The sequence below is a fragment of the Bradyrhizobium sp. MOS001 genome (assembly GCF_004634465.1).
Classification (GTDB): Bacteria; Pseudomonadota; Alphaproteobacteria; order Rhizobiales; family Xanthobacteraceae; genus Bradyrhizobium; species Bradyrhizobium barranii.
In genome coordinates this window covers 1-25135 of sequence record NZ_SPVJ01000009.1, presented here as the reverse complement: position 1 = coordinate 25135, position 25135 = coordinate 1, and the positions used below count along the sequence as shown (strand labels likewise).

The following is a 25135-nucleotide window of genomic DNA, read 5'->3' as shown; positions in this document are numbered from 1 at the left end:
TAGCCGAGCAGGGCCCATAAACCAATGGTCAGGCTCGCGATTTTGAACAACAGGCCTAATTGACCCCGGTTCATTACGGGCCTCAATTGGGCGTTGCTTGCAGCGTCCCGGCCGCACGCCGTAGATGAACGAGCCGTAGCTCTTTCGAACCCTTGTTGAGGCGCATGACCGCAGCTCCCAAACGACCTTCAGGCCAGGAAGGATTCTTCTGGAAAACCAAGACGTTGGAAGAGCTGTCGACGGCCGAATGGGAGAGCCTGTGCGACGGTTGCGGCCGCTGCTGCCTGAACAAGCTCGAGGACGAGGATACCGGCGATATCTATTTCACCCATGTCGGCTGCAAGCTGCTCGATGCCGGGACCTGCGGCTGCAAGGACTATCGGAATCGCTCCGCCAAGGTTCCCGATTGCGTCCGCCTGACCCCGGCCAATGTCCGCACCCTGAACTGGCTGCCGCCGAGCTGCGGCTACAAGCTGGTCGCCGAAGGGCGCGACCTCTATTGGTGGCATCCGCTGGTCTCGGGCGATCCCAACACCGTTCATGAAGCCGGCGTCTCCGTCCGCGGCCGGGTCGAGGGCAGCGAGGAGGAGATCCCGGACGAGGAGCTCGAGGACCACATCGTGCAATGGCCGGCGCAGCTGCCGAAACGGGCACGCCTGAAGCGACGTCCGAAGGACTGACCCGCCTGCGACGTCGAATCACGTCATCGCGATGACCCCGCGGCGGGATGCACCCATGCGCCGCGGTGCCTGCCTGAGAAGAACTTTCCTCTCTACATTGCCTGCATAGAACGAATCCTCCGCGGCGTTTGCGCCTCCTCACGGCTTCCGATCGAGATGAACAAGTTCGACCGGCAGAGCAGTTCTGCCGACATTCAGGCTTTGCCTGACGACATTGCCGAAGAGCTGTCCCGCCTTCCCAGCGAGGTCTTGAGCGTCGACGACGCGCCTTCGCTCGCGCCGCCGGCGCCGTTGTCGCAGGACGAGGTCCGGACCATCGTGATCAGCCTGATGCTGACGATGTTCCTGGCTGCGCTCGACCAGACCATCGTCGCGACCGCGCTGCCGACCATCGGGCGCCAGTTTAACGACGTCTCCAACCTCTCCTGGGTCATCACCGCCTATCTGCTCGCCTCGACCGCGGTCGCACCGGTGTTCGGGACGCTGAGCGATATCTACGGCCGCCGCGTGATGATCATCATTTCGCTCAGCGTGTTCGTCGCCGGCTCCGTGCTGTGCGCGATCGCGCCGAACATGCCGATGCTGATCCTGGCGCGCGGCCTTCAGGGCCTCGGCGGCGGCGGCATCATGCCGGTCGTGCAGACCGTGATCTCCGACGTCGTCTCCCCGCGCGAGCGCGGCCAGTACCAGGCCTATTTCTCCAGCGTCTGGATGGTCGGCGGCATTTTGGGCCCGGTCATCGGCGGCGTGTTCGCCGAGCATCTGCACTGGTCGATGATCTTCTGGATCAATCTCCCGCTCGCGGCCGCCGCCATCGCGATGCTGCTGCCGAAGATGAAGAAGATCCCGGTGTTCCACCGCAAGCGCAAGGTCGACTGGCTCGGCGGCGTGCTGCTGATGGCCTCTGCGGTCGTCTTCATGCTGGTGCTGACCTGGGGCGGCACGCGTTATCCGTGGCTCTCGCCGACGGTGCTTGCGATGGTGGGCGGCGCTGTCGCGCTCGCGGTCACCTTCGTGTGGCACGCGCGGCGGGCCGACGAGCCGTTCCTGCCGTTGAAGCTATTGACGGGTTCGGTGGCGCCTTTCGCCATGACGGCCGGTGGCTGCGGGCTCGGTGCGATCACGGGCCTCACCGTGCAGCTGCCGCTCTATTACGAGTCGGTCTACCATCTCAGCGCCAGCGAGGCGGGGCTCGCATTGATTCCGCTCGCGGCGGTCTCGACCTGCGGCGCGGCGATTGCCGGCCGCACCATGGCGCGCGCAAAACACTACAAGCGCGTTGCCATCATCGGCACGTCCTGGGCCGCGCTGTGTGGCCTCGCGCTCACGGTCACCACCTTGCCGCTGTGGGGCTTGCTGATGCTGATGGCCGCGTTTGCGCTCGGCCTCGGCACGACCTTTCCGGTCTGCGTGGTCTCGCTGCAGAATTCGGTCGCGCGCCCGCAAGTCGGCACCATCACCGGCGCGATGAACTTCTTCCGCTCGCTGATGTCCTCGTTCACGGTCGCAGCGTTCGCGGCGATCCTGCTGATCGCGCTCGGCACCGACGTTCCGCTGGCCGGCGAGCATCACGCCGCGGGTGCCATCGCAATTCCCGCCGACGACATGCGCCACGCCTTCCGCTACGTCTTCGGCGCCGCCACCGCGCTGATGACCACCGCCGCGCTCTGCCTGATCATGATGGAGGAGCGGCCACTCGCCGGCCCCTCCGTCACGCAGCAGGTGGAGATGGCGGAGTAGGGGTTAGCCGCCGCGATCGGGATCGTCGTCGGCATCACCTGCGCTCGTCTTTCGCGCCTTCGCCGCGAGCTGTTCCTTGAGCTTCGCGAGTGCTTCGGCGGACCAATCATTCACATCTGTCACCGCAACCCAGGCATCGACGTAATGCTCGGGCGCGTAGACATGGCCAAAGCCCATCGGCGTCGCGGTCGCGACCGCCATGTCGAGGGCGAGCTGCAGCATCGTCACGACAGGATACCATCGCAGCTCCGGCGACACGTCCGGCCCGCGCGGTGCATTCATCCAGTCCGGCGCCTGATAGGCGTCGCGGTAGGCGAAGAAGGTGATCGCGTCGCTGGCATATTGCAGATAGACGACGCGCATCGGCCCCCAGGGCGTATCCGGCGGCACCGTCGGTCCATTCTGGTTCATGAAGCGGACGAGGCGGCCGTCGCGGAATTCCGGGAGCCAGGCCGGCGATCCCGGATTGCGGTTCGCAGTGACCGAGCGCCAGATGCGGCTCTCGAATGGCGCCCCGCTCCACAGCGCGCCGCCAATGGGATCCCCGATCGTCTCGAACAGCTCCGCGGATTTCTCCGAGTTCATGGCGCCGAGGCTCAGTCCGTGCAAATACAGCATCGGCCGCTTGTCCTTCGGCAGCGTCGTCCAGTAGCCGTAGATCTCCGCGAACAACGCGCGCGACGCCTCTGCGCCGTATTCGGGCTGAAACAGCAGCGACAGCGGGCTGTTGAGATAGGAGTACTGCATCGCGACGCTCGCGACATCGCCATGGTGGAGATATTCGACCGTATCCATCGCGGCCGGATCGATCCAGCCAGTGCCGGTCGGCGTGATGACGATCAGGATTTTGCGGTCGAAGCCGTGCTGGCGCTTGAGCTCCTCGAGCGCGAGCCTGGCGCGCGCTTGCGCGGTGTTGCGGCTGCCGAGCCCCACATAGACGCGCACGGGATTCTGCGCGGGCCTTTCCGTGACGGCGCTGATCTCGGCTGCGGTCGGGCTTGAGGCGATGAACCGGCGCCCCATGCGCCCGAGCTCCGTCCACTTCACCAGCGATGCCGGGCTTCCCGTCCGGTCGGCTGCGGTTGGCTGCGGCCGCTCCGGCTCGAACAGAACATCGAGTTCGCGGAAGGAGGAATCGAGTGCGTTGAACGCCGTGCGGATCAGGACATTGCTGGCGATCGACCAGAACAGCAGGGCTGCGACGAGCACGCCGATCACGTTCGCGACCTTCCGCGGAACGAGGCGTCGTGTGCGCGCGGCGAGAAAGCGGGCGACAAGCGCGAACAGCCGCCCCAGCGCCAATAGCACGACGAACGTGATCAGGGCGATGGCGCAGACCTTGAGCGGATGGGCGGTCTCCACCGGCGCCATCTTCATCACGGTGCGGATCGAGTTCTGCCATTCGGCGGTGCGCGCGAGGGCGAGGATGACGACGAGCAAGCACCCGACTGCGACAAGCGCATTCGCAACTGATCTTGCGCGCGCCGAAGGCTCGGGCAGTTCGAGATAGTGCCACAGCCGGCGCCACAGGATTCCGGCGAAATAGCCGATCGCAAAGCAACCGCCGGCGAGGGCGCCTTGCGTGAGATAGCTGCGCGGGATCAGCGTCGGCGTCAGCGCGGCAGCGAAGAACAGCGCACCCAGCATGAGGCCGACGCCGGACAGCGACAGCAATTGTCGCCGAATGAACCGAGCTGGATTCATGAAAGCACCTCCCGAGCCACGCTATCCTCCGGTCGTGTCCGGAAAGCTGCTCTTTCGCGGCAACAGGATCGTGAACTCCGTGAACGCGCCGGGCTCTGTCGTGACGTCGATCGTGCCGCCGTGCTGCTTCACGATGATGTCGTGGCTCATCGACAGCCCGAGACCGGTACCTTCGCCGGCCGGCTTGGTGGTGAAGAACGGATTAAACATCTTCGCCTTCACGTCTTCCGGAATGCCGGTGCCGTTGTCGCGGATGCGGATCTCGATGCTGTCGCCGCGGTCGCGGGTCGCGGCGATCACCACCGGCTCGTAACCGGCGGCGCCGCTGCCCATCTGGCGCCTGGTCACCGCATAGAACCCGTTCGAGATCAGGTTCAAGAGCACCCGGGAAATCTCCTGCGGAAACACCTCCGCCGAACCTGCCGCCGGGTCGAGCTCGCTCTTCAGCGTCACGTCGAAGAGCGGCTTCTCGGCACGCGCGCCGTGATAGGCGAGGTTGAGACTCTCCTCGACCAGCGCGTTGATGTCGCTGAGCCGATGCTCGCCGCCGCCCTCGCGCGAATGCAGCAGCATGTTCTTGACGATGGAATCGGCGCGCCTTCCGTGCTGCACGACCTTTCCAAGATTGTCCCTCAGCAGCCCGGTCAGCTCGTCCACCTCCGCGCGCAGATCGTCGGCGAGCGGGACGGGCGCAAGCACCTCGTTCAGCTCGTCGGTCAGCTCGGCCGAGAGCGAGGCGAAATTGTTGACGAAGTTGAGCGGGTTCTTGATCTCGTGCGCGATGCCGGCGGTGAGCTGGCCGAGCGAGGCCAGCTTTTCGGTCTGGACCAGACGGTCTTGCGCCGCGCGCAAATCGTCGAGCGATCTGGCGAGCTCCCGCGTGCGGTCCTGCACTTCGTTGAACAGGCGGGTGTTCTCGACCGCGATCACGGCCTGGTCGGCAAAGGTCTTGAGCAGGCTGATCGCCTTGTCCGGGAAAGGGCCGGCCTCGCGGCGCGTCACGCCGATGGTTCCGATCGCAATGCCATCGCGCAACATCGGAATCACGAGGATGCTGCGATAGCCGCGCGTCCGCGCCAGCTCCCGCATGGCCTCCGTGAGGTCGGGCTCGTTCTGCATGTCGCTACGGAAGGCGTAGTCACCACTCGTCGCCACCCGGCTGTGAATGCCGGATGCCGCAAGCGGCGCCGGGAACGAGCTACGCAGCTCCGCGTTGCCGGCCTCGTTGTCGGTGGTGAAGGCGGCCAGATGCAGCATGCCGTTGATGACGCGGGTGACGGTGGAGGAATGTCCGCCGACCAGCGCCTTGGCACTGTCGGAGATGGCCTGGAACACCGGCGTGACGTCGGCGGGCGAGGCCGCGATCACCTTGAGGATGTCCGCGGTCGCGGTCTGCCGCTCCAGCGCTTCCCGGGTGGCGTTGAACAGGCTGACATTCTTGACCGCGATCACCGCCTGGTCGGCGAAAGTCTGCAGCAGCCGCACATGATGCTCGGCGAATGCGCCGGTCGTCCGCCGCGTGGCGATGATGACGCCTTTGGCCTCGCCCTCGCTCATCAGCGGCGTGAACAGCATGCTGCGAAAGCCGCGGGCGCGCGCGATGTCGCGTGCCGCCGGCTCGAGCTCGGTATCCGGCAGCTGCGCCGATTCACCATGGGCCGTGAGCTGGTACGCCGGGAACTGCGCGAACGGCACCGGAAACGAGGCCTGGAGCACGCGGTCGCCGGCCGGATCGCCCGGCGTGAATGCCACGAGGTGCGCGGCGCCGTCGACATAGCGCAGCACCGCGGTGGAGAAGCCGCCGATCAGCCGGTTGGCGTTGGCGGCGACGGCGTCGAACACCGGCTGCACGTCGGAGGGCGAACTCGCCAGCACTTTCAGAATGTCGGCGGTCGCGGTCTGCCGTTCCAGTGATTCCCGCGTCTCGTTGAACAGGCGCGCGTTCTCGATCGCGATCGCGGCCTGGTCGGCAAAGCTCTGTTGCAGCGCCATCTCATCATCGGTGAAGGGCGCGAGGCGGTCGCGGTAGACGATTAACGCGCCGATCGCCTTGCCTTCAAGCCGCAGCGGCGAGCCGGACATCGAACGCGTGCCGGCGGCGCGAGCGTGAGGCATGCCGGGCCAGTCGGCGATGGCCGGATCGACATTGTCGAGATCGGGAACATGAACCTGCCGGTTCTCGGCCACGATGGTGCCGGGCATGTTGCGGCCGCCGATCTTGAGCTGGGCGAGCGGCACGCCGGCGCCGACGCGCATGGAGCTGTCGCCGACCCGGATCACCCTGGACCACCCGTCGCCTTCCGCAATGTGAATGGTGGCGCTCGGCGCGCCGAACAGATGCATGGTCGCTTCCGCGATCTGTTGCAGCGAGCTCTCCGCATCGCCCGGGGAGTTGGCGATGGTGCGCAGGATCTCCATGCTGGCGTTCTGGCGGTCGCGCGCAATGGCAAGCTCGGCTCGCAGGCGGGCATTCTCGCCCGCTTGGGATCGCAATTGCCGTTCGAGCTCGGCGGCCTTGTCCTGGGGAGGCGCGGTCATTGATAATCCGGCTAAGCGCCGCGACGTACGCGGTACCAAGCCCGATTATCACATCTCCTGCGGCCGGAGCCAGCGCCGTGCCCCCGCCTTGGTGCAAACGGCTCACGTGCCCGGCCGCGACACCTCGGTCTCCTTGCTGGTGATGAACTCCAGCAGCACCGGCACGCCTTCCTTCGTCTTCTGGATGCCGCGCTTGATCGCGGGGATGATGTCCTCCGGCCGCGTCACCCGCTCGCCATGGCCGCCAAAGGCGCGCGCCATTGCGGCATAGTCGCCGGAGATGTCGGTCGAGCGATATTTCTCGGTCGAGATCGGCATCACCTTCAGTTCGATCGCCATCGAGAAATTGTTCAGCAGGATCGACATGATCGGGATGCGCTCGCGCACCGCGGTCTCGAAATCCATGCCGGTGAAACCGATGGCCGCGTCGCCCCAGACATTGATGCAGAGCTTGTCGGGCTTTGCGAGTTTTGCGCCCATCGCGAGCCCAAGGCCGTAGCCGAGCTGCGTCGTCTTGCCCCAGCCGAGATAGGTGAGGGGCTCGACCGCCTTCCAGAACGGCGAGAGCTGGTCGCGCGGACTGCCGGCATCGTGGGTGATGATGGTGTTCTTGATATCGACGGTGTGCTGGAGGTCCCAGAGCACGCGATAGGGGCTGAGCGGCGCGTCATTGCTGGTGAGTTTTGGCATCCATTTCGCCAGCCACTCCTTGTGCGAAGCGGCGATCTCGGCCGCGACCGCTGATGCATCGCGATCCTTCGTGACGGTCTTGCCGATCTCCTCCAGCAGCGCATCGAGCACGAGGCCGGCATCGCCGACGAGGCCGACCTTGGCTTCCACATCCTTGTTGAGATGGTTCGGATCGAGCGTGGAGTGGATGATGGTCTTGCCCTTCGGCATCGCGACGCCGAAACTGGTTTCCGTGAACGAGCAGCCGATGCCGAAGATGACGTCGGCCTCAGCGAGGAATTGGGGGACCGCGCGCGGCACCGCGAGGCCGCCCGAGCCGAGCGATAGCGGATGCGTTTCCGGGAACGATGATTTGCCCCCTAAACTGGTGGTGACGGGAATGGCGAGCCGCTCGGCGAGCCGCTTCAATTGCGGCCAGGCCTGCGCGTAGTGCACGCCCTGGCCGGCATAGATCACGGGACGCTTCGCGTTGACGAGCAGAGCTGCTGCCTCCTTCACATGAACAGGATCGGCGCCGTAGCGCGTGCGCAGCACCGGCGTGTAGTTCAGCGGCTCCGGCACCTCCTCGTTCCACATGTCGGCGGGGATCTCGACGATGACGGGCCCGCCGCGGCCGTTCTTGAGCTTGGTGAAGGCACGGCGAAAAATGTTGGTGACCTCCGCAGCCAGGATGATCGGCTCGGACGATTTCGAAAACGCCTTCATCGCCTCGCTGGAATTGAAGTTCGGCTCGATATGCGCAAGCCTGCGCTGATAGCCCATCGGCAGCACCAGCACGGGCACGGATTCGCCGTAGCATTGCGCAACGCCGCCCATCGCGTTTTCGGCGCCCGGCCCGTGCTGCATGCAGAACGCGCCGATCGATCGCCCCGACGTCACCCGCGAGATCGCGTCCGCCATGTGCACCCCGACGCGCTCCTGCCGCACCATCACCGGCCGGATCTCGGCCTTGGCCGCGTGCTCGATCAGATGGTTGACCGGATAGCCGCAGAGGATCTCGATCCCCTCGCGCTTCATGATTTCCGCAATGGCGGTGCCGAGCTTCATGGCGTCTCTCTCCTCAGGCTTGGCCGGTTGCTCCGGCCGATTGGGGAGAGAGGATCAGGAATTTGCAGGAGGGTAAAGCACGGGTGGGCGACGGGCGCGGTAGGTCAGCCATGCAGCGAGCTGCCGTAGCCTGGATAGGGCGACTTGTCCGCCGTAGCTCGAAGAGCGAAGGCGGAAGCGCAATCCGGGCTACAAACGTCCTACTTGCAGTTTTTGCAGATCGTCAGCTTTCGTTTCAGCGCCTCGTCTTCCTGATCGACCGATGACTGGCCGCCGAGGCCATTTGTATCGGGATTGGACGTGGAATTGGACTTGGCGCCCTTTGCTGCGCGTGACCTCACGGGCGGCGTCACCTGGCTTGAGGCGTCATTGTCGTCGACGGTGCCTACGCTGAAGCCATCGTAGTCGGCGGCCGGATTAGGCATCGGCGGAGGCCCGCCGATCACAGGGGGCGAAGCCTCCCTGCCGGATGTCGCCGGCGGAATTCTGGAAGTTTTGGCGCTCGCGCGCGGTGGCGATGCATTGGGCGGGGCAAGCGAAACCGGAGGCGCGACCGAAGTCTGTCCTCTCGCGCTGTCGTGCGACCAGGCGCCGACAAACATGAGGCTGAGAGCCAAGACCGTCGCGCTTCTCATCCGAATCCTTCAAATCGCTCTGGCCCAATGATTGAGCATGGCCCGTCGAACCACGCCGGGCCGAAGACTATCAGGACTCAAAAGGCCGTCAAAGCGCGGGAGCGCGAGGATGTGGTTGCTTGAAGGACGTTGCGTAGCGTCCGGGACACGATTTTGAGTGCTTTACGGGCCACCCACCGTCATTGCGAGCGCAGCGAGGTAATCCAGAATTCCTCCGCGGGAGGACTCTGGATTGCTTCGCTGCGCTCGCAATGACGAGATCGCGGAAGGAGCATGCGCCGACGGCCGCACCCGAGCCGGCGCGTGCAGGGACGTCGCCTCAGGCCAGGGCGGCCGTTACGAGGCGGCCGTTACTTCAGCGACGAGCTGATCGAGTTGAACTTGTTGTTGAGGAGCTGGCTGCCCGTGTTGTTCACGACGGTCACGATCGCCAGCGCAATGCCGGCGGCAATCAGGCCGTATTCGATGGCGGTTGCGCCAGTCTCATCGGCAAGGAAAGACCTAAGCAAAGTCATTGCCAACTCCTCTTCATCCGATCCAATGTGTGGCAGCGTCGTTTTCGGACTGGTAAATAGATCGAATAGATTTTTCTGCGCGACGGAAGAATGAAGCCCGGGCGGCCGCGCCTCCGTCACATACGATGGCATCCATTAAATTAAGGTTCCATCGATCCATCCAAATGGATTCAAATCGACCGCCCTCCGCAAGGACGCGCGGAAGCCGCGGTGTCTGTCAGGGCGTGATGGTCGGGCCCGGTGCGGCGGGGAGGCGGCGCTTCAGCACGGTCGCGAGACGGCCGACGAAGTCCTTCATCGTGCCCGGCTGCGGCTGCGGCCGCGGCGCGGTGCTCGCCGCCTGCTCGTGATCAGGCGCGTCGTTCACGATGCTGATGTAGTTCTTTCTGACGTCCTGCTGCACGGGGGCACGCGAACCTTGGCTCGATCGGAGCCGGAACCATGCTGCGCATAAGGGGAACCAACGGTTAATTTTGTCGCCCGTAGGAATACCCTGTCGTGCTGGACACGAGGGCGCCGATTAACGGTTTGTTGAGCCTGTTCGTCACGGTCGGCACGGATGCCTGCCCGGGATGACTACCAGGGACGACAACCAAGGCGCTCATCGGCCGCGGCCGTCCGCATTCAGCGCCCGCAACATCGCGATGCGGGCGAACATTACCCAGCCGCCGCCTGTCTCGGCTGCGTTGATCAAGGTCTCGATGGCGGTCTGCCAGTGCGTCTCGTGCTGCAAGTCTTCAGGCAGCTGCATGATGTAGTCCGCCGCGTCTTGCAGCGTCAGCAGCTTGCGCTTGTGGCTTACGCGAACAGGATCGTCGAACGCCGTCGACCAGGGCATGTCAGGCCGGCCGATCGGCGAGGGGAGACATCACGGCGCGATGGCAGACGCGGATTGCGTCTAACCGGCCTTCTTCGCCCGCGCCGGCGCGCGCACCGGCTTGTCGGCCTTCTTGGGCGGCGCTTCCTTGGCTGCTGCAGTCTTGCCGCCCTTGCCGGTGATCGGCAGCAGCATCTCGCGCTGGCCCTCGACGCGCTTCTTCGGCTTCTTGCCCTTGACGGTCTCCCTGACGGGCTCCTTGGCGGCCTTGGCCGCGGGCGCCATGTCCTTCTCGCTGGCGATGCTCTTCTTCAGCGCGTCCATCAGGTTGATGACGTTGCCGCCGGTCTTCGGCGCGGCCTTCGCCGCGATCGGTGCACCGCTGCGCTTCTTGTTGATGAGGTCGATCAGCGCCGTCTCGTAATGGTCCTCGAACAGCTCGGGCTCGAACGCGCCGGATTTCTTTTCGACGATGTGCTTGGCAAGGTCGAGCATGTCCCTGGTCAGCTTCACGTCCTGGATGTCGTCGAAATATTCCTTCTCGCTGCGGACCTCGTAGGGATAGCGGAGCAGCGTGCCCATCAGGCCGCTCTCGAGCGGCTCCAGCGCGATGATGTGCTCGCGGTTGGTCAGCACGACGCGGCCGATCGCGACCTTGTCCATGCTGCGGATGGTCTCGCGGATCACCGCGAAGGCGTCGTGGCCGACCTTGCCGTCAGGCACGAGATAGTAAGGGCGGATCAAATAGCGGCTGTCGATATCGGTCTTCGGCACGAACTCGTCGATCTCGATCGTGTGCGTGGAGTCCAGCGCGATGTCGTCGAGTTCGTCCTTGGTGACCTCGATATAGGTGTCGGTGTCGACCTTGTAGCCCTTGACGATGTCCTCGGAGGTCACCTCGTCGCCGGTCTCGGCGTCGACCTTGAGGTACTTGATCCGGTGGCCGGTCTTGCGGTTGATCTGGTTGAACGAGACCTTCTCGGTATCCGAAGTGGCCGGATACAGCGCGACCGGGCAGGTCACGAGCGACAGACGCAGAAAACCCTTCCAATTGGCGCGGGGGGCCATGGGCTACTCCAAACGCAACGGGGACAGAGGACGAGGATACCATCGGGGAACAACGAATCATAGCAAGGCGGATTGCGGAATCTTGCAACTGCGTTAACCGGCCGCCCGGCGCGCGGTTGCAGCCCGATGCAGCGGCAAAAACCGGAACATCATATCCAATCACGCGTTGGCTCAAGACATCAGGCCGCGAGGAGGTCGCGACCACCGCAGCCGACATCCAGAGATTGAGGGCATTATGGCAGCCACGCGAGAGCACGATCAGATCGTCGAAACCGCCACCGAGGCGCGTCAGGGCGAACCCGGGCCGTCAGTGGCGGCGCTGCTTACCATCTCGACCGGGCTCGCGATCCTGATCCTTGCCGTCATCTGGTTCGTGTTCTTCCGGACCTGACGGCCGATCGACGGGACGGTTCGGACCTTCCGACTCGCCGCGTAACGCGGCACATTGCGCCCGCCACGCCCGCCGGCTCGTCCGGTGGCTGCCTGGCGGGCGCCGTCGCGTCGGCGCTTGAGAAGCTCTATATGACCAAAAAGTAACGCGGCCGGTTCCCCGTGTTCATATTCAGTTCACGCCGGAATTGCTCATCTCTGGCGATCGATTGTGCAGTCTATTTCTGGAGAGAAGCGTGCGCCTGCTTGTTGTTGAGGACGACCCCGATCTCAATCGGCAGCTCACCAAGGCGCTGACCGACGCCGGCTACGTCGTCGACCGTGCCTTCGACGGCGAGGAGGGGCATTATCTCGGCGATAATGAGCCCTACGATGCCGTTGTGCTCGACATCGGCCTGCCGAAGAAGGACGGCATCTCGGTGCTGGAAGCCTGGCGCCGCAACGGCCGCACCATGCCGGTCCTGATCCTCACCGCGCGTGACCGCTGGAGCGACAAGGTCCAGGGGTTCGATGCCGGCGCCGACGATTACGTGCCGAAGCCGTTCCATCTGGAGGAGGTGCTGGCGCGCATCCGCGCGCTGCTGCGCCGCTCCACCGGCCATGCCCAGAGCGAATTGAGTTGCGGCCCCGTCACGCTCGACACCAGGACCGGGCGGGTCAGCGTCTCCGGCAATCCCGTCAAGATGACCTCGCACGAATATCGGCTTCTGGCCTACCTGATGCACCATTCGGGGCGCGTCGTGTCCCGCACCGAGCTGGTCGAGCACCTCTACGACCAGGACTTCGACCGCGACTCCAACACCATCGAGGTTTTCGTCGGCCGCATCCGCAAGAAGCTCGACGTCGACATCATCCAGACCGTCCGCGGCCTCGGCTATCTCCTGACCCCGCCGCCTGCTCCCGGCGCTTGAGGCGTCAGGACTTGACGGCCGGCCGAACAGGGGCCTTGGTCCGGTCATGACGTCCGACGCCCCGCCCCCCTGCGCCTGCCGGGATCCTTCCGATGGCCGCTAGCTCGCTTGCCAATCGCCTGTTCCTGTCGGCGACGGCGTGGCTCGTGGTGATCCTGGCCATCACCGGGGTGGTGCTGTCGTCGGTCTACAAGAGCGCCACCGAGCGCGCCTTCGACCGCCGGCTCAATCTCTATCTGCGCACCCTCATCGCCGAGGTCGCAACCCCCGACGAGCCGCCGGATCGTCAGTTCCAGTCGCTCGGCGAGCCCCTGTTCGAGCTGCCGCTGTCGGGCTGGTACTGGCAGATCACGCGGACCGATACCGAGAAGCCGGAGGTGCGCTCGTCGCGCTCGCTCTGGGACAAGAAGCTGCCGAAGCTGGAGGAGCAGGGCACCGAGCTCACCGCCGCCGGCATTCGCCTCGCCTATGTCGACGGGCCGGAGGGACAGAATCTCCGCATGGTGGAGCGGCCGGTCGATCTCGGCGCGGACGGCAAATATCTGGTCAGCGTCGCCGGCGACGACACCGAGATTTTCGACGAGACGCGGAGCTTCGACTACTACCTCGGCGGCACCTTCACCGCGCTCGGCATCGTGCTGCTGCTGACCACGGTGTTCCAGGTGAGGTTCGGTCTTGCGCCGCTCAAGCGCATCTCGGAATCTATCGCCGACATCCGCTCGGGGCGGGCGGAGCGGCTCGAAGGTGAATTCCCGGTCGAGATCGCGCCGTTGGCGCGCGAGACCAACGCGCTGATCGATGCCAATCGCGAGATCGTCGAGCGCGCGCGCACCCATGTCGGCAATCTCGCCCATGCGATCAAGACGCCGCTCTCGGTGATCGTGAATGAGGCCGGCACGCACGCCACCGAGCCGTTCGCAGCCAAGGTGATGGAGCAGGCGGACGTGATGCGCGACCAGCTCGCCCATCATCTGGAGCGCGCGCGCATCGCGGCGCGCGTCTCGGTGGTGGCGACCGTGACGGAGGTCGCGCCCGTCATCGAGGCGCTGCGGCGGACCATGGAGAAGATCCATCGCGATCGCGACATCGTGGTCGAGGCCAAGGCCGATCCGTCCGCAAAATTTCGCGGCGAGCGGCAAGATCTGGAGGAGATGGTCGGCAATCTCGTCGACAATGCCTGCAAATGGGCGGCCTCGCAGGTCTTCATCGAGGTTCTGGTGGAAGCGCCGCACCAGACGGGCGCCGGCCCGCGCCTGCGGATCATCGTCGACGACGATGGCCGCGGCCTGTCGGAGGCCGAGCGCGCCCAGGTCTCCCGGCGCGGCCAGCGGCTCGACGAGTCCAAGCCCGGCTCGGGGCTCGGCCTGTCCATCGTGACCGACCTCGCCGCGCTCTATGGCGGCAGCCTCTCGCTCGCGGGCGCCCCGACCGGTGGCCTGCGGGCGGAGCTGGTCCTCCCCGGAATATAATCCTTTGTTCCGGCACGACTATTTGGCTGGTCCGGTACCGATCCGGACCAAACCGGAGCTATTTCGGAGCGACTTCCTAAACGGCTTCTTAAGTGGGCCCCATCTATGATCGCGCAGGACGCATCCCACGTCTGCCATTTTATCGTGCATCACCCGAGCGCATGAGCCAGACATCGATCGAGCGGCTGAGGGAATATCTCGCGCAGCTCCCGCCGCAGTCGCAGGCGCTGCTGATGCGGGAGTTCGAGCGCGCGCTCGAGCGCGGCCAGGACACGGCGGTGGCGACGCTCGTGCTAGAGCAGCTGCGCAAGATCGTCCGCAAGACCGAAGTCGACGAGGCTGCGCCGCCGCGCACGGACGATCTGTCGCGGCTGTTGTTCCAGGTGCTGGAACCGTTCCTGGTCGAGACGGGCGCCCCTGTCAGGGTCGGCCAGATCCGTCGCTCCTCATTGCATCCGATCTGGCAATGGCTCGGCCGCGATGGCGCCCCCGACAAGGTCAACGAATTCGAGGCGGCGCTGGCGCGCATGCCGGCTTCAGACAGTGCAGGGCAGGTCGAAGCCCTCGCGGCGAGGCTCCAGGCCGTGGCCGCGGATGCCATCTTCGGGTTGACGGGTCCCGGCGGCGGCGACAAGTCGCGCGCGCTCGCCCGTGTCGGCCCGCCCAACGTGATCGAGGACCTCTATTCGATCGGAGCGGTGCTTCAGGTCCGGGAAGCCATCGCTACGCTGAACGAGAAGCTGCCGCGCTTCCTGCGTACCTTCGGCGAAGCCCAGATCGCATCTGTGACGTCCACACTCAACATCCCCGCGCTCCAGACGCCGCAGATGCTGGCCTTCGCGCTGTCGATGGTCGTGCAGCGGATGACCGCGCCGTGGCAGATCATCCGCCTCGCCATCAAGATTGCCGCGTCCGACGACGAGATCCGCGTCGCGGCCACGCCCTACGGTGTGGCCGTCACGATCGCCCTGCATGATTTGTCCTGCGTTGCCGCGATCCTGCGCATGGACATCAAGCGCGGCCATTTCGAGAACGTCGCCGACAATCTCAAGGCGCTGCATGACGGCGTGCGCGGTCTTCGCACGGAGCTCGATCTGCGCAACGATTCCGTCTGGGGCAAGCAGCTGACCTCGATCCGGGCCGACATCTCCAATGCGCTGCAATCGGAGATCGACAGCGTTCCCGGCCGCGTTCGCCGCATCCTGCGCCAGCGCGCCGAGAAGGACATTCCGCCGGGGGCGCGGATCGACAGCACCGAGGTCGAGGAAACCGCGGCGCTGATCGATTTCGTCGCGACCTGCCGCAACTACGCGAGCGAGCTTGCGATCAACGAGGTGACGTTGCGCACCTATTCCGATCTCCAGCAATATGTCGAACGCTCGACCGAGCAGTTGGTGCAGTCGCTGCGAGCGGCCGATCACAAGGTCCGCACCTATCGGCAGCAGCAGGTGCAGGCCGCGATCCGCTTCTGCCAGGTGCTGTTCGGCGATGATTACGCGTCGCTGATGAGCCGCGCCGCAGAGAACGCGGCCACGGGCGAGCGCAAATCGTCGCGGGCAAGCTGATCAAGCGCATTTTTTTGTGATCACAATTTGTGGTTGACGGTGCCGGTGGCGGGCCCTACGGTCGCCGTGCAAGATTTTGGAATTTCTATCTGTGGGCGCATGAAACCCCTTATCAGCTCCATCGAAATTGAAAACCGCGTCATTGTCGCCAAATACCAAAGGCTGATGGTTGGCGCGAAGGTGGTGCTGATCGAGAAGGCAAGCGGCCGCCAACTGCCTGAGACCGTCACCAGGGTCGCATCGACCGTTCCCGTCGGGGCGTTGCGCATCAGATTGCCTGAAGCAATCGAGCCGGGAACATACTTCCTGAGGGCCTTCAACGGGCACGGCGAGGACGCCGCTCAAAGCGCGGACTTCGAGATCCGTTAAGCCGTTGGATTTTCACAGTTTCGGGACTGTGTGCGGTCGCGCCGAATTGACAATTGTCAATTGCCGCATCGTCCGGCCGTGGTGTAAAGCCACCTATGGGCGCGGTTCGCGCGCCGCCGGAAGCTTGCCTGATGACGCTATGGTTCGTGTTCGCGCTGATGACGGTCGCGGCGATTTTCGCCGTGCTTCTGCCGCTCGGCCGCAGCGGACGCGCGCAAAATCAGGGGAGCGAGGTCGCGGTTTACAAGGACCAGCTGGCCGAGATCGAGCGTGATCTCGCCGCAGGACTGATCGCCGCGCCGGAAGCCGAGGCCGCACGTGTCGAGATCAGCCGCAGGCTGCTTGCCGCGGCCGGGAGCGAGCCTGTATCGGAACCGACATCGAGCCTCAAATGGCGCCGCGCGGCGGCTGTGCTGGCGCTTGCCGGCCTGCCGCTCATTGCGATCGGCGTCTACATGCCGCTCGGCTCGCCCAGGCTCCAGGACTTTCCCCTGGCGCAGCGGGAGCGCGGGGCCGGGTCCGGCATGGCGCTCGAGAATCTCGTCGTGCAGGTCGAGCAGCATCTGGAAAAGAATCCGACCGACGGGCGCGGCTGGAACGTGCTCGCGCCGGTGCTGGTGCGGCTCGGCCGCTTCGACGATGCGGTGCGCGCCTATCGCAACTCGCTTACCTACAATGGCGAGAGTTCGGAGCGCCGGGCCGATCTAGGCGAGGCGATCGCGGCTGCTGCCGGCGGCGTGGTGACTGCCGAGGCCAAGACCGAATTCGAGCGCGCGCATGGCCTGAACGCGGACGATCCCAAGGCGAACTATTTCCTCGGGCTTGCCGCCGAGCAGGATGGCCGCAAGGACGATGCCGCCAACATCTGGCGCGCACTGCTGGCGAAAGCGCCGGCGGATGCGCCGTGGCGCCCTCTGGTGCAGACCTCGCTGGCGCGGGTCGGCGGCGGTGGCGCTACGATGCCGGCGCTGTCTGACGAGACGATCGCAGCCTCCAAGGACATGAACGAGGGCGATCGCAACGCGATGGTGCGCGGCATGGTCGAACGCCTGGCCACCCGGCTGAAGCAGAACGGCGATGATGTCGAGGGTTGGCTGCGCCTGGTGCGCGCCTATCTCGTGATGGGCGATCGTGACAGGGCAATGGGCGCTTCGACCGACGCCCGACAGGCTGTCGCCAACGATGCCGCGCGGCTGCGCCAGCTCAACGAAGGCCTCAAGACTCTCGGGCTCGACGGATGACGATGTCGGGACGAGGCGAGCGGAGAACGGATACGCGATGACGCGCAAGCAGCGACGTATGACCATCATCGGCGGCTCCCTCGCGGTGCTCGCGCTTGCAGCCGCGCTGGTGCTCAACGCTCTGCGCGACTCCATCGTGTTCTTCTCGACGCCGACGATGGTCGCCGAAAAGCACGTCGAGCCCGGCAAGCGGTTTCGTCTCGGCGGCCTAGTGCAGCCCGGCTCGCTCCAGCGCGGCGATAATCTCGCCGTGACCTTCGAGGTTGCCGATGGCGGCGCCAAGCTGCCGGTCGCCTACAAGGGCATCCTGCCCGACCTGTTCCGTGAAGGGCAGGGCGTGGTGGCCGAAGGCGCGCTCGACGCCAATGGCGTGTTCAAGGCCGACACCGTGCTTGCCAAGCACGACGAGACCTACATGCCCAAGGAAGTCGCCGATGCCCTGAAGAAGCAGGGGCATTGGAAGGACGATTACGGCGCCAAGGCTTCTGATAGCGTCAAACCCGCGGCGACGACCGCGCAGGGCAACTCGCAGGGAGCAGTGCGTTGATCGCGGAATCCGGACACTACGCGCTGGTGCTGGCCCTCGGCCTGGCGCTGATCCAGTCCATCGTGCCGCTGATCGGTGCGCGTCTGCGCGATGCCGCGCTGATGAACGTGGCGCGCTCCGCCGCGCTGGCGCAACTCCTGTTCGTCGGTGCGTCGTTCATCGCGCTCGTGATGCTTCACGTGAACTCGGATTTCTCCGTCGCCAACGTCTACGAGAACTCCCATTCGATGAAGCCGCTGATCTACAAGATCACCGGCGTGTGGGGGAACCATGAAGGCTCGATGCTGCTGTGGGTGTCGATCCTGGCGCTGTTCGGCGGAATGGTCGCCGCCTTCGGTAACAATCTGCCGCTGTCGCTGCGCGCGCATGTGCTGGCCGTGCAGGCCTGGATCGCCAGCGCCTTCTATCTCTTCATCCTGGTGACATCGAACCCGTTCCTGCGCATCGCCAATCCGCCGATCGAGGGACGCGATCTCAATCCGGTGCTCCAGGACATCGGCCTCGCCGTGCATCCGCCGATGCTCTATCTCGGCTATGTCGGCTTCTCGATCTCGTTCTCCTTCGCCATCGCGGCGCTGATGGAGGGGCGGATCGACGCGGCCTGGGCGCGCTGGGTGCGGCCGTGGACGCTGGTGGCCTGGATCTTCCTGACCCTCGGCATCGCGATGGGGTCGTACTGGGCCTATTACGAGCTCGGCTGGGGCGGCTGGTGGTTCTGGGATCCGGTCGAGAACGCCTCGCTGATGCCGTGGCTCGCCGGCACGGCGCTGCTGCACTCGGCGCTGGTGATGGAGAAGCGCAACGCGCTGAAGGTCTGGACCATCCTGCTGTCGATCCTGACCTTCTCGCTGTCGCTGCTCGGCACCTTCCTGGTGCGTTCGGGCGTCATCACCTCCGTGCACGCTTTTGCCACCGATCCGACGCGCGGCGTGTTCATTCTGCTGATCCTCTGCCTGTTCATCGGCGGCAGCCTCTCGCTGTTTGCAGCGCGCGCGACCTCGTTGAAGCAGGGCGGCCTGTTCGCGCCGATCTCGCGCGAGGGCGCGCTGGTGTTGAACAATCTTCTGCTCAGCGTGGCCTGCGCGGTCGTGCTGTTCGGCACGCTCTATCCGCTGGCGACGGAAGCGCTCGACTTCAAGATATCGGTCGGCGCGCCCTTCTACAATCTCACCTTCGCCCCGCTATTCGCGTTGCTGCTGCTCGCGGTGCCGTTCGGGCCGATGCTGGCGTGGAAGCGCGGCGATCTGCTCGGCGTCACCCAGCGGCTGCTTGCGGCGGGCGTTGCCGCGCTCGTTGTGATCGCCATCGTCTGGGCCTGGACCCGTGGTGGCAGTGCGCTGGCACCATTGGCAATTGGGCTTGGAGTCTTCGTCATCGCCGGTGCCGTGACCGATCTGTCCGAACGGACCGGTTTGTTCCGCCTGCCGTTCGCAACGACGCTGCACCGGGCCCGCGGCCTGCCGCGTTCGGCCTGGGGTTCTGTGTTTGCCCATGCGGGCCTCGGCGTCGCGCTGATCGGGATCGTCTGCGAGACCACCTGGAACAGCGAGTATATCGCGACCATGAAGCAGAACGACGTTGCACACGTCGCCGGCTATGATCTCAAGCTCGACGGCCTGTCCCAGCGTCAGGGGCCGAACTTCCGCGAGATGATCGCCGAGTTCAACGTCAGCCGCGACGGTGAGAAGATCAGCGTCATGACGCCGTCCAAGCGCAACTTCACGACGCGCGGGTCCTCGACCACCGAGGCCGCATTGCTGACGCGCGGCGCGAGCCAGCTCTACGTTTCCCTCGGCGACGCGACTGCCGATGGCGCCATTGCGGTGCGCATCTATCACAAGCCGCTGGTGCTGCTGATCTGGTGGGGACCGGTGCTCATGGCCTTTGGCGGCATGCTGTCGCTGTCCGACCGGCGCCTGCGGGTCGGCGCACCGAAGCCGGCGCGGGCCAAGCAGCGCCTTCAGCCGGCGGAGTGATCCGATGCGGCGGATGATGGTCACGATCGTTGCGCTCATGCTGCTGGCTTTGCCCGCCGCCCACGCCGTGCAGCCCGACGAGATCATGTCGGATCCCGTGAAGGAGGCACGCGCCCGCGACTTGTCGCGCGAGCTGCGCTGCATGGTCTGCCAGAACCAGTCGATCGACGATTCCGACGCGCCGCTGGCGCGCGATTTGCGGCTGCTGGTGCGCGAGCGGATCGCTGCCGGCGACAGCAATTCGCAGGTGCTCGACTTCCTGGTCGCGCGCTATGGCGAGTTCGTGCTGCTCAAGCCGCGCTTCGAGCGGCAGACCATGCTGTTGTGGCTGCTCGCGCCGCTGCTGCTGATCAGCGGCGGCCTGGCGCTCTGGCTGCAAATCCGCCGGCGCGCGCGAAGCGGTGCAGACCTACCAGCTCCGCCGCTCACTGCGGATGAAGAGTCGCAGCTCGCCGCCTTGATGTCGGACGAGACGAAGTCGTCCTAGGCTACGTAATGATACGTAGGCCGTCTGCCACAGCGTGTTTCATGCTCTGTTGACCTTTGTCTGGAAGCTTGTCGCGAAATTCAATTCCAGATTTTTGAGTCCTCAGCGATGTTCACGAACAGCAATCTGACGATCCGCTTCCTGATCGGCGCCGTCGTCGCTGCATTATTGTTCCTGCTGGGCATCGGCGGCGGCACCGGCTTCGTCGCGGTGCTCTACCTCAACAACGAGATCACCAGCCTGTCGTCGGATTTCGCCGCGCTGAGCGGCCCCGCGCGCGAGCATGCAATGCTGATCTACCAGCAGGCGCAGGCGGCATTCTCCTATTTTCTGATCGCCTGCGGCGTAATCGCGGTGGTCGCTGTCGCGATCTGCCTCACCACCTGGTTCGCTGTGCGCAACGGCATCCTCAATCCGCTGGCGGCGATTGTGCACGCCATGCGTGAGGTCGCCGATCAGAAATTCGAGACGCCTGTTCCGGGCCTCGGCGGTACCAACGAGATCGGCCTGCTCGCCGGCGCACTGGAAGTGTTCAAGACCAACGGCCTGGAGCGGCGGCGCCTCACCGAGCAGCAATTGCACGAAGTGCAGCATCAGGCCGAGCGGTCGAAATTCCTGGACGCCCGGATCAAGCGCTTCAACGATCTCGTTGCCAGCGTGGTCGACAGCGTGGCGTCCTCGGCCGCGCACCTGAAGAGCAATGCCGAAACGCTGTCGCGGACGGCCAACGACACCAGCACCAAGGCCAATGCGGTCGCGAGCGCGGCGAACCAGGCCAGCGCCAGCGTTCAGGTCGTCGCGGGCTCGGCCGAGCAGATGACGAACTCGATCGGCACGATCAGCCGCCGCGTCACCGACGCGACGCAGCGCGCCGAGGGCGCGGCGACGCAAGCCGAGAAGAGCCGCGACACCATCCACACGCTGTCGGATGCCGCCGACAAGATCGGCGAGGTCGTGCAGCTCGTGCAGGCGATCGCCTCGCAGACCAACCTGCTGGCGCTCAACGCCACCATCGAGGCGGCGCGGGCAGGAGACGCCGGCAAGGGTTTTGCCGTGGTTGCCTCCGAAGTGAAGAGCCTCGCGCACCAGACCAGCAAGGCGACGGAGGAGATCACCTCGCACGTCGCCAGCATCCAGGGCATCACCGCGGAGACGCGCGGCGCGATCGACGGCATCTCGAAGACGCTGTCGGAGATCTCGTCGATCATGTCGGGCATCGAGGTCGACACCGCCCAGCAGCGCAACGCTACGCAGGACATCACCCGCAGCGCGCAGGATGCCGCGCATGGAACGCTGGACGTCTCCAACCACATCGTCCAGATCACCTCGACGTCGGCGGAGACCGGCCGCATGGCGGCTGAAGCGCGCGATTCCGCCGTCGATCTGTCGCAGCAGGCCGAAACCCTGAAGCGTGAAGTCGACGAATTCATCGGCAGCGTGAGGGCGAGCTGATCTCGCCAAAGGCGTGTTCGACGCTCGTCAGGGGAACTCGATTAAGTTCCTGTAAGGCCACGACTTTCGGCGTGCGATAAACTGCCGCAACGGCGCGACCCTTCATTACAAAAGTTTAACCCCGCCGCCAGCGCACGGTAAGGCGGGAGCCCCCATCTTCATGTCCGTAACGTGCTGCCATCCGGCACCGAAAGAATTCAAGGCCTTGGAGATTCCTGCATGACCGACCGTCCCGACCTCACGAACCTTCCGTCCTACCGGCCGCCCCGCCGGTCGGTTTTCTCCGCGCGCAGGATCGCGCTGATGGCTTCGGTCGTCGCTGGCCTCGGGATTGCCGTCCACGGCTTCAGCCCGTCGACCTCGCCGAGCGAGCTGTTCTCCAGCCCGGCGCATGCGCAGGTCAACAACGAGGTCCGGAAGGTTGAGCGTCCGGTCGGATTCGCCGACATCGTCGAGCGCGTGAAACCGTCGGTGATCTCGGTGAAGGTCAATATCAAGGAGAAGACCGCGAGCAACGACGATGGCGATGATTCCTCCTCGCCGTTCCAGCCCGGCTCGCCGATGGAGCGCTTCTTCCGCCGCTTCGGCGGTCCGGATGGTTTCCCGGGCCAGAAGGGTGGCCGCGGCCGCGTCGTGCAGGGCCAGGGCTCCGGCTTCTTCATCTCCGCCGACGGTTTTGCCGTGACTAACAACCACGTGGTCGACGGCGCCGACAAGGTCGAGGTCACGACCGACGACGGCAAGACCTATACCGCCAAGGTGATCGGCACGGACCAGCGCACTGACCTCGCCCTCATCAAGGTCGAGGGCAGCTCGAACTTCCCGTTCGCCAAGCTCGCCGACAGCAAGCCGCGGATCGGCGACTGGGTGCTCGCGGTCGGCAATCCGTTCGGCCTCGGCGGCACCGTGACTGCGGGCATCGTCTCGGCCAGCGGCCGCGACATCGGCAACGGTCCCTATGACGATTTCATCCAGATCGATGCGCCCGTGAACAAGGGCAATTCCGGTGGTCCCGCTTTCGACACCAACGGCGAGGTGATGGGCGTCAATACCGCGATCTACTCGCCCTCCGGCGGCAGCGTCGGCATCGCGTTCTCGATTCCGGCGAGCACCGTGAAGAGCGTGGTGGCCCAGCTCAAGGACAAGGGCTCGGTCAGCCGCGGCTGGATCGGCGTCCAGATCCAGCCAGTGACGTCCGATATCGCCGACAGCCTCGGTATGAAGAAGGCTGAAGGTGCGCTGGTGGCGGAGCCGCAGGCGAACGGTCCGGCGGCGAAGGCCGGCATCGAGTCCGGCGACGTGATCACCTCGGTCAACGGCGAATCCGTCAAGGACGCCCGCGAGCTTGCCCGTACCATCGGCGGCATGGCGCCCGGCGCGACCGTGAAGCTCAACGTGTTGCACAAGGGCCAGGACAAGGTCGTGAACCTCACCCTCGGCCAGCTGCCGAACACGATCGAGGCCAAGGCCGACACCGACAAGGATAGCGGCAAGAGTGCGAGCCGTGGCACCGACGTGCCCAAGCTCGGCATGACCGTCGCGCCCGCCGACTCCGTCGCCGGCGCCGGCAAGGAAGGTGTCGTGGTCACCGAAGTCGATCCGAAGAGCGCCGCGGCCGAACGCGGCTTCAAGGAAGGCGACGTCATTCTCGAAGTCGGCGGCAAGAGCGTAAGCACCGCCGGCGAAGTCCGCGACGCCATCAACACGGCGCGGACCGACAACAAGAACAGCGTCCTGATGCGCGTGAAGAGCGGCGGCCAGTCGCGCTTCGTCGCCGTGCCCATCGCCAAGGGCTAAGCCTTCAGGAGGTCTACGAGATGAGGGGTGTCGCCGGCATCAGTCGCCCCCGCCGCCGACGCCCTTCGGGGGAGCAGCGTAAGGTCCGCTCCCCCAGCCTACCTTCCGGTGGAATTACGCCCCCCTCCGTCGGAAGGCCTAGGGCGGTGAGGTCCCCCCAGCTTCACCGCCCGCCTTTTTGCCTACCCAAGTCCCGTTTGCTTGGCTTGCATGCGATTGCCGCTCGCGCCATGTTCAGAGAAGGTTGACCCCCTTGACCGCCGCCGAACGCACGATGCGCCTCCTCATCATCGAAGACGACCGCGAATCCGCCGACTATCTCGTGAAGGCGTTTCGTGAAGTCGGACACATTGCCGACCACGCCGCCGACGGCGAGGAAGGCCTCGCCATGGCCGAGAGCGGCGATTACGACGTGCTGGTGGTCGACCGCATGCTGCCCAAGCGTGACGGCCTGTCCCTGATCGGCGCGTTGCGCGACAAGGGCGACTCGTCGCCGGTGCTGATTCTCTCCGCGCTCGGGCAGGTCGACGATCGCATTAAGGGTCTGCGCGCCGGCGGCGACGACTATCTGCCGAAGCCTTATTCCTTTGCCGAGTTGCTGGCCCGGGTCGAAGTGCTGTCACGGCGCCGCGGCGGTCCGGCCGAGGACACGCTCTACCGCGTCGGCGATCTCGAACTCGACCGGCTGTCCCATCGCGTCGCCCGCGGCAAGGACGAACTGACGCTCCAGCCGCGCGAATTCCGCCTGCTCGAATACCTCATGAAGCATGCCGGCCAGGTGGTGACGCGCACCATGCTGCTGGAGAACGTCTGGGACTACCATTTCGATCCGCAGACCAACGTGATCGACGTGCACATTTCGCGGCTGCGCTCCAAGATCGACAAGGGTTTTGAGCGGCCGCTGCTGCACACGATCCGCGGCGCCGGATACATGATCCGTGACGGGATCAGATAAGAAGCAGTAATTGTTGAGTTTTTTTGGCGAGCTGTTTTTAGATGGCCAGTTATTTACCTCATCTCCCGGCCATCATGGTGTAGTACAGGAGTCGTTCGTGAAGAACTGGCGGCGGCGCCCGGCTCAAGCGGTGTTTCGAGCCGGGACGGTCTCGAAGAAGGCTCGGATGATGACACGCAAGAGCTCTGCGAGCCATCGCAGCAGCAGACCGAAGTTATAGCCGGCGGCGGCGAGAACAGTGTTGATGCGGTCGCCGAGGCGTCCCTTGAGATAATTTCTGTCCATGCGGTGCTCGGCCTTGACGTGGCCGATGACAGGCTCGACAGCCGCGCGACGCTTCATCTCGCGACGGATGGAAGCTGTGACGCGGCGGACCTGACCCGAGATCCAGACCCTGAACCGATGCGGGTGGTTGTGACCGCGATATCCTTTGTCGACGTGGATACGGCGAGTCTCCACCCCGGTGAGCTTCTCCATGTCGGCGATTACGGGACCGAGCGTGTGCCCATCGAAGGGATTGCCATGCAGGGCCTTGGCATGGA

At 65.1% G+C, this 25135-nt stretch carries 21 protein-coding genes and 2 pseudogenes; 14 read left to right on the top strand and 9 right to left on the bottom strand.

Annotation, left to right across the window (positions count from 1 at the left end; genetic code table 11):
• The first annotated feature begins 164 nt into the window (after nucleotides 1-164).
• Together CT676_RS15025 and CT676_RS15020 are read left to right on the top strand one after the other, a co-directional pair.
• Nucleotides 165-680 carry a YcgN family cysteine cluster protein gene (locus CT676_RS15025; protein ID WP_085402729.1) on the top strand — a complete coding sequence of 172 codons (516 nt, stop codon included), beginning with the start codon at nucleotides 165-167 and terminating at the stop codon, nucleotides 678-680.
• A 156-nt stretch (nucleotides 681-836) separates the two neighbouring features.
• Entirely contained in the window at nucleotides 837-2420 is a 1584-nt protein-coding gene (locus CT676_RS15020) for an MDR family MFS transporter (RefSeq protein ID WP_135214849.1), read from the top strand.
• 3 nt (nucleotides 2421-2423) lie between these two features.
• Here the strand turns inward: CT676_RS15020 and CT676_RS15015 are convergent, their stop codons facing one another.
• The 8 genes and pseudogenes from CT676_RS15015 to CT676_RS14980 form a co-directional block, all read right to left on the bottom strand.
• Complete coding sequence (locus CT676_RS15015) at nucleotides 2424-4124, bottom strand: alpha/beta-hydrolase family protein (RefSeq protein ID WP_085402731.1); 1701 nt, start codon at nucleotides 4122-4124, stop codon at nucleotides 2424-2426.
• Between the two features lie 21 nt (nucleotides 4125-4145).
• Nucleotides 4146-6662, bottom strand: coding sequence for a GAF domain-containing protein (locus CT676_RS15010; RefSeq protein WP_135214848.1), 2517 nt, complete (start codon nucleotides 6660-6662; stop codon nucleotides 4146-4148).
• 102 nt (nucleotides 6663-6764) lie between these two features.
• A pseudogene (locus tag CT676_RS15005) lies at nucleotides 6765-8408 on the bottom strand (thiamine pyrophosphate-requiring protein); the annotation flags it as partial.
• A 191-nt stretch (nucleotides 8409-8599) separates the two neighbouring features.
• Nucleotides 8600-9034: a hypothetical protein gene (locus tag CT676_RS15000; protein ID WP_085402734.1), complete on the bottom strand. Its 435-nt coding sequence runs from the start codon at nucleotides 9032-9034 to the stop codon at nucleotides 8600-8602.
• Between the two features lie 350 nt (nucleotides 9035-9384).
• Nucleotides 9385-9549 (bottom strand): Flp family type IVb pilin, encoded by a 165-nt coding sequence (locus CT676_RS14995; RefSeq protein WP_014496710.1) that lies wholly within the window; start codon nucleotides 9547-9549, stop codon nucleotides 9385-9387.
• Between the two features lie 217 nt (nucleotides 9550-9766).
• Nucleotides 9767-9952 carry a hypothetical protein gene (locus CT676_RS14990; RefSeq protein WP_085402735.1) on the bottom strand — a complete coding sequence of 62 codons (186 nt, stop codon included), beginning with the start codon at nucleotides 9950-9952 and terminating at the stop codon, nucleotides 9767-9769.
• A 198-nt stretch (nucleotides 9953-10150) separates the two neighbouring features.
• Entirely contained in the window at nucleotides 10151-10387 is a 237-nt protein-coding gene (locus CT676_RS14985; protein WP_085402736.1) for a hypothetical protein, read from the bottom strand.
• A gap of 60 nt (nucleotides 10388-10447) precedes the next feature.
• Nucleotides 10448-11434 (bottom strand): Ku protein, encoded by a 987-nt coding sequence (locus CT676_RS14980; protein ID WP_085402737.1) that lies wholly within the window; start codon nucleotides 11432-11434, stop codon nucleotides 10448-10450.
• Nucleotides 11435-11669: 235 nt separating this feature from the next.
• Between CT676_RS14980 and CT676_RS44020 the strand changes: the two genes are divergently transcribed.
• The 12 genes from CT676_RS44020 to CT676_RS14925 all read left to right on the top strand — a co-directional run bounded on the left by CT676_RS44020 (nucleotide 11670) and on the right by CT676_RS14925 (nucleotide 24593).
• Nucleotides 11670-11825, top strand: coding sequence for a hypothetical protein (locus CT676_RS44020; RefSeq protein ID WP_166351390.1), 156 nt, complete (start codon nucleotides 11670-11672; stop codon nucleotides 11823-11825).
• A 235-nt stretch (nucleotides 11826-12060) separates the two neighbouring features.
• Entirely contained in the window at nucleotides 12061-12735 is a 675-nt protein-coding gene (locus CT676_RS14975; RefSeq protein WP_014496705.1) for a response regulator transcription factor, read from the top strand.
• A gap of 92 nt (nucleotides 12736-12827) precedes the next feature.
• A complete protein-coding gene (locus CT676_RS14970) occupies nucleotides 12828-14204 on the top strand; it encodes a sensor histidine kinase (protein WP_085402738.1) in 1377 nt (458 codons plus the stop codon).
• A 161-nt stretch (nucleotides 14205-14365) separates the two neighbouring features.
• A complete protein-coding gene (locus CT676_RS14965) occupies nucleotides 14366-15769 on the top strand; it encodes a hypothetical protein (RefSeq protein ID WP_085402739.1) in 1404 nt (467 codons plus the stop codon).
• 99 nt (nucleotides 15770-15868) lie between these two features.
• Nucleotides 15869-16138, top strand: coding sequence for a hypothetical protein (locus CT676_RS14960; RefSeq protein ID WP_085402740.1), 270 nt, complete (start codon nucleotides 15869-15871; stop codon nucleotides 16136-16138).
• 131 nt (nucleotides 16139-16269) lie between these two features.
• Nucleotides 16270-17379 (top strand): c-type cytochrome biogenesis protein CcmI, encoded by a 1110-nt coding sequence (gene ccmI / locus CT676_RS14955; protein ID WP_085402787.1) that lies wholly within the window; start codon nucleotides 16270-16272, stop codon nucleotides 17377-17379.
• Nucleotides 17380-17416: 37 nt separating this feature from the next.
• Nucleotides 17417-17926 (top strand): cytochrome c maturation protein CcmE, encoded by a 510-nt coding sequence (gene ccmE, locus CT676_RS14950; RefSeq protein ID WP_085402741.1) that lies wholly within the window; start codon nucleotides 17417-17419, stop codon nucleotides 17924-17926.
• Complete coding sequence (locus CT676_RS14945; RefSeq protein WP_085402742.1) at nucleotides 17923-19902, top strand: heme lyase CcmF/NrfE family subunit; 1980 nt, start codon at nucleotides 17923-17925, stop codon at nucleotides 19900-19902. Before ccmE ends, CT676_RS14945 begins: the two co-directional genes overlap by 4 nt.
• Before the next feature lie 4 nt (nucleotides 19903-19906).
• Nucleotides 19907-20389 carry a cytochrome c-type biogenesis protein gene (locus CT676_RS14940; RefSeq protein WP_135214846.1) on the top strand — a complete coding sequence of 161 codons (483 nt, stop codon included), beginning with the start codon at nucleotides 19907-19909 and terminating at the stop codon, nucleotides 20387-20389.
• A gap of 108 nt (nucleotides 20390-20497) precedes the next feature.
• On the top strand, nucleotides 20498-21841 hold the full coding sequence (locus CT676_RS14935; RefSeq protein WP_135214845.1) for a methyl-accepting chemotaxis protein: 1344 nt from the start codon (nucleotides 20498-20500) through the stop codon (nucleotides 21839-21841).
• 219 nt (nucleotides 21842-22060) lie between these two features.
• A complete protein-coding gene (locus tag CT676_RS14930; RefSeq protein WP_135214844.1) occupies nucleotides 22061-23638 on the top strand; it encodes a Do family serine endopeptidase in 1578 nt (525 codons plus the stop codon).
• 274 nt (nucleotides 23639-23912) lie between these two features.
• Nucleotides 23913-24593, top strand: coding sequence for a response regulator transcription factor (locus tag CT676_RS14925; RefSeq protein ID WP_063986547.1), 681 nt, complete (start codon nucleotides 23913-23915; stop codon nucleotides 24591-24593).
• 123 nt (nucleotides 24594-24716) lie between these two features.
• On the opposite strand, the pseudogene CT676_RS14920 reads toward CT676_RS14925, so the two are convergent.
• A pseudogene (locus tag CT676_RS14920) lies at nucleotides 24717-25135 on the bottom strand (IS5/IS1182 family transposase); the annotation flags it as partial.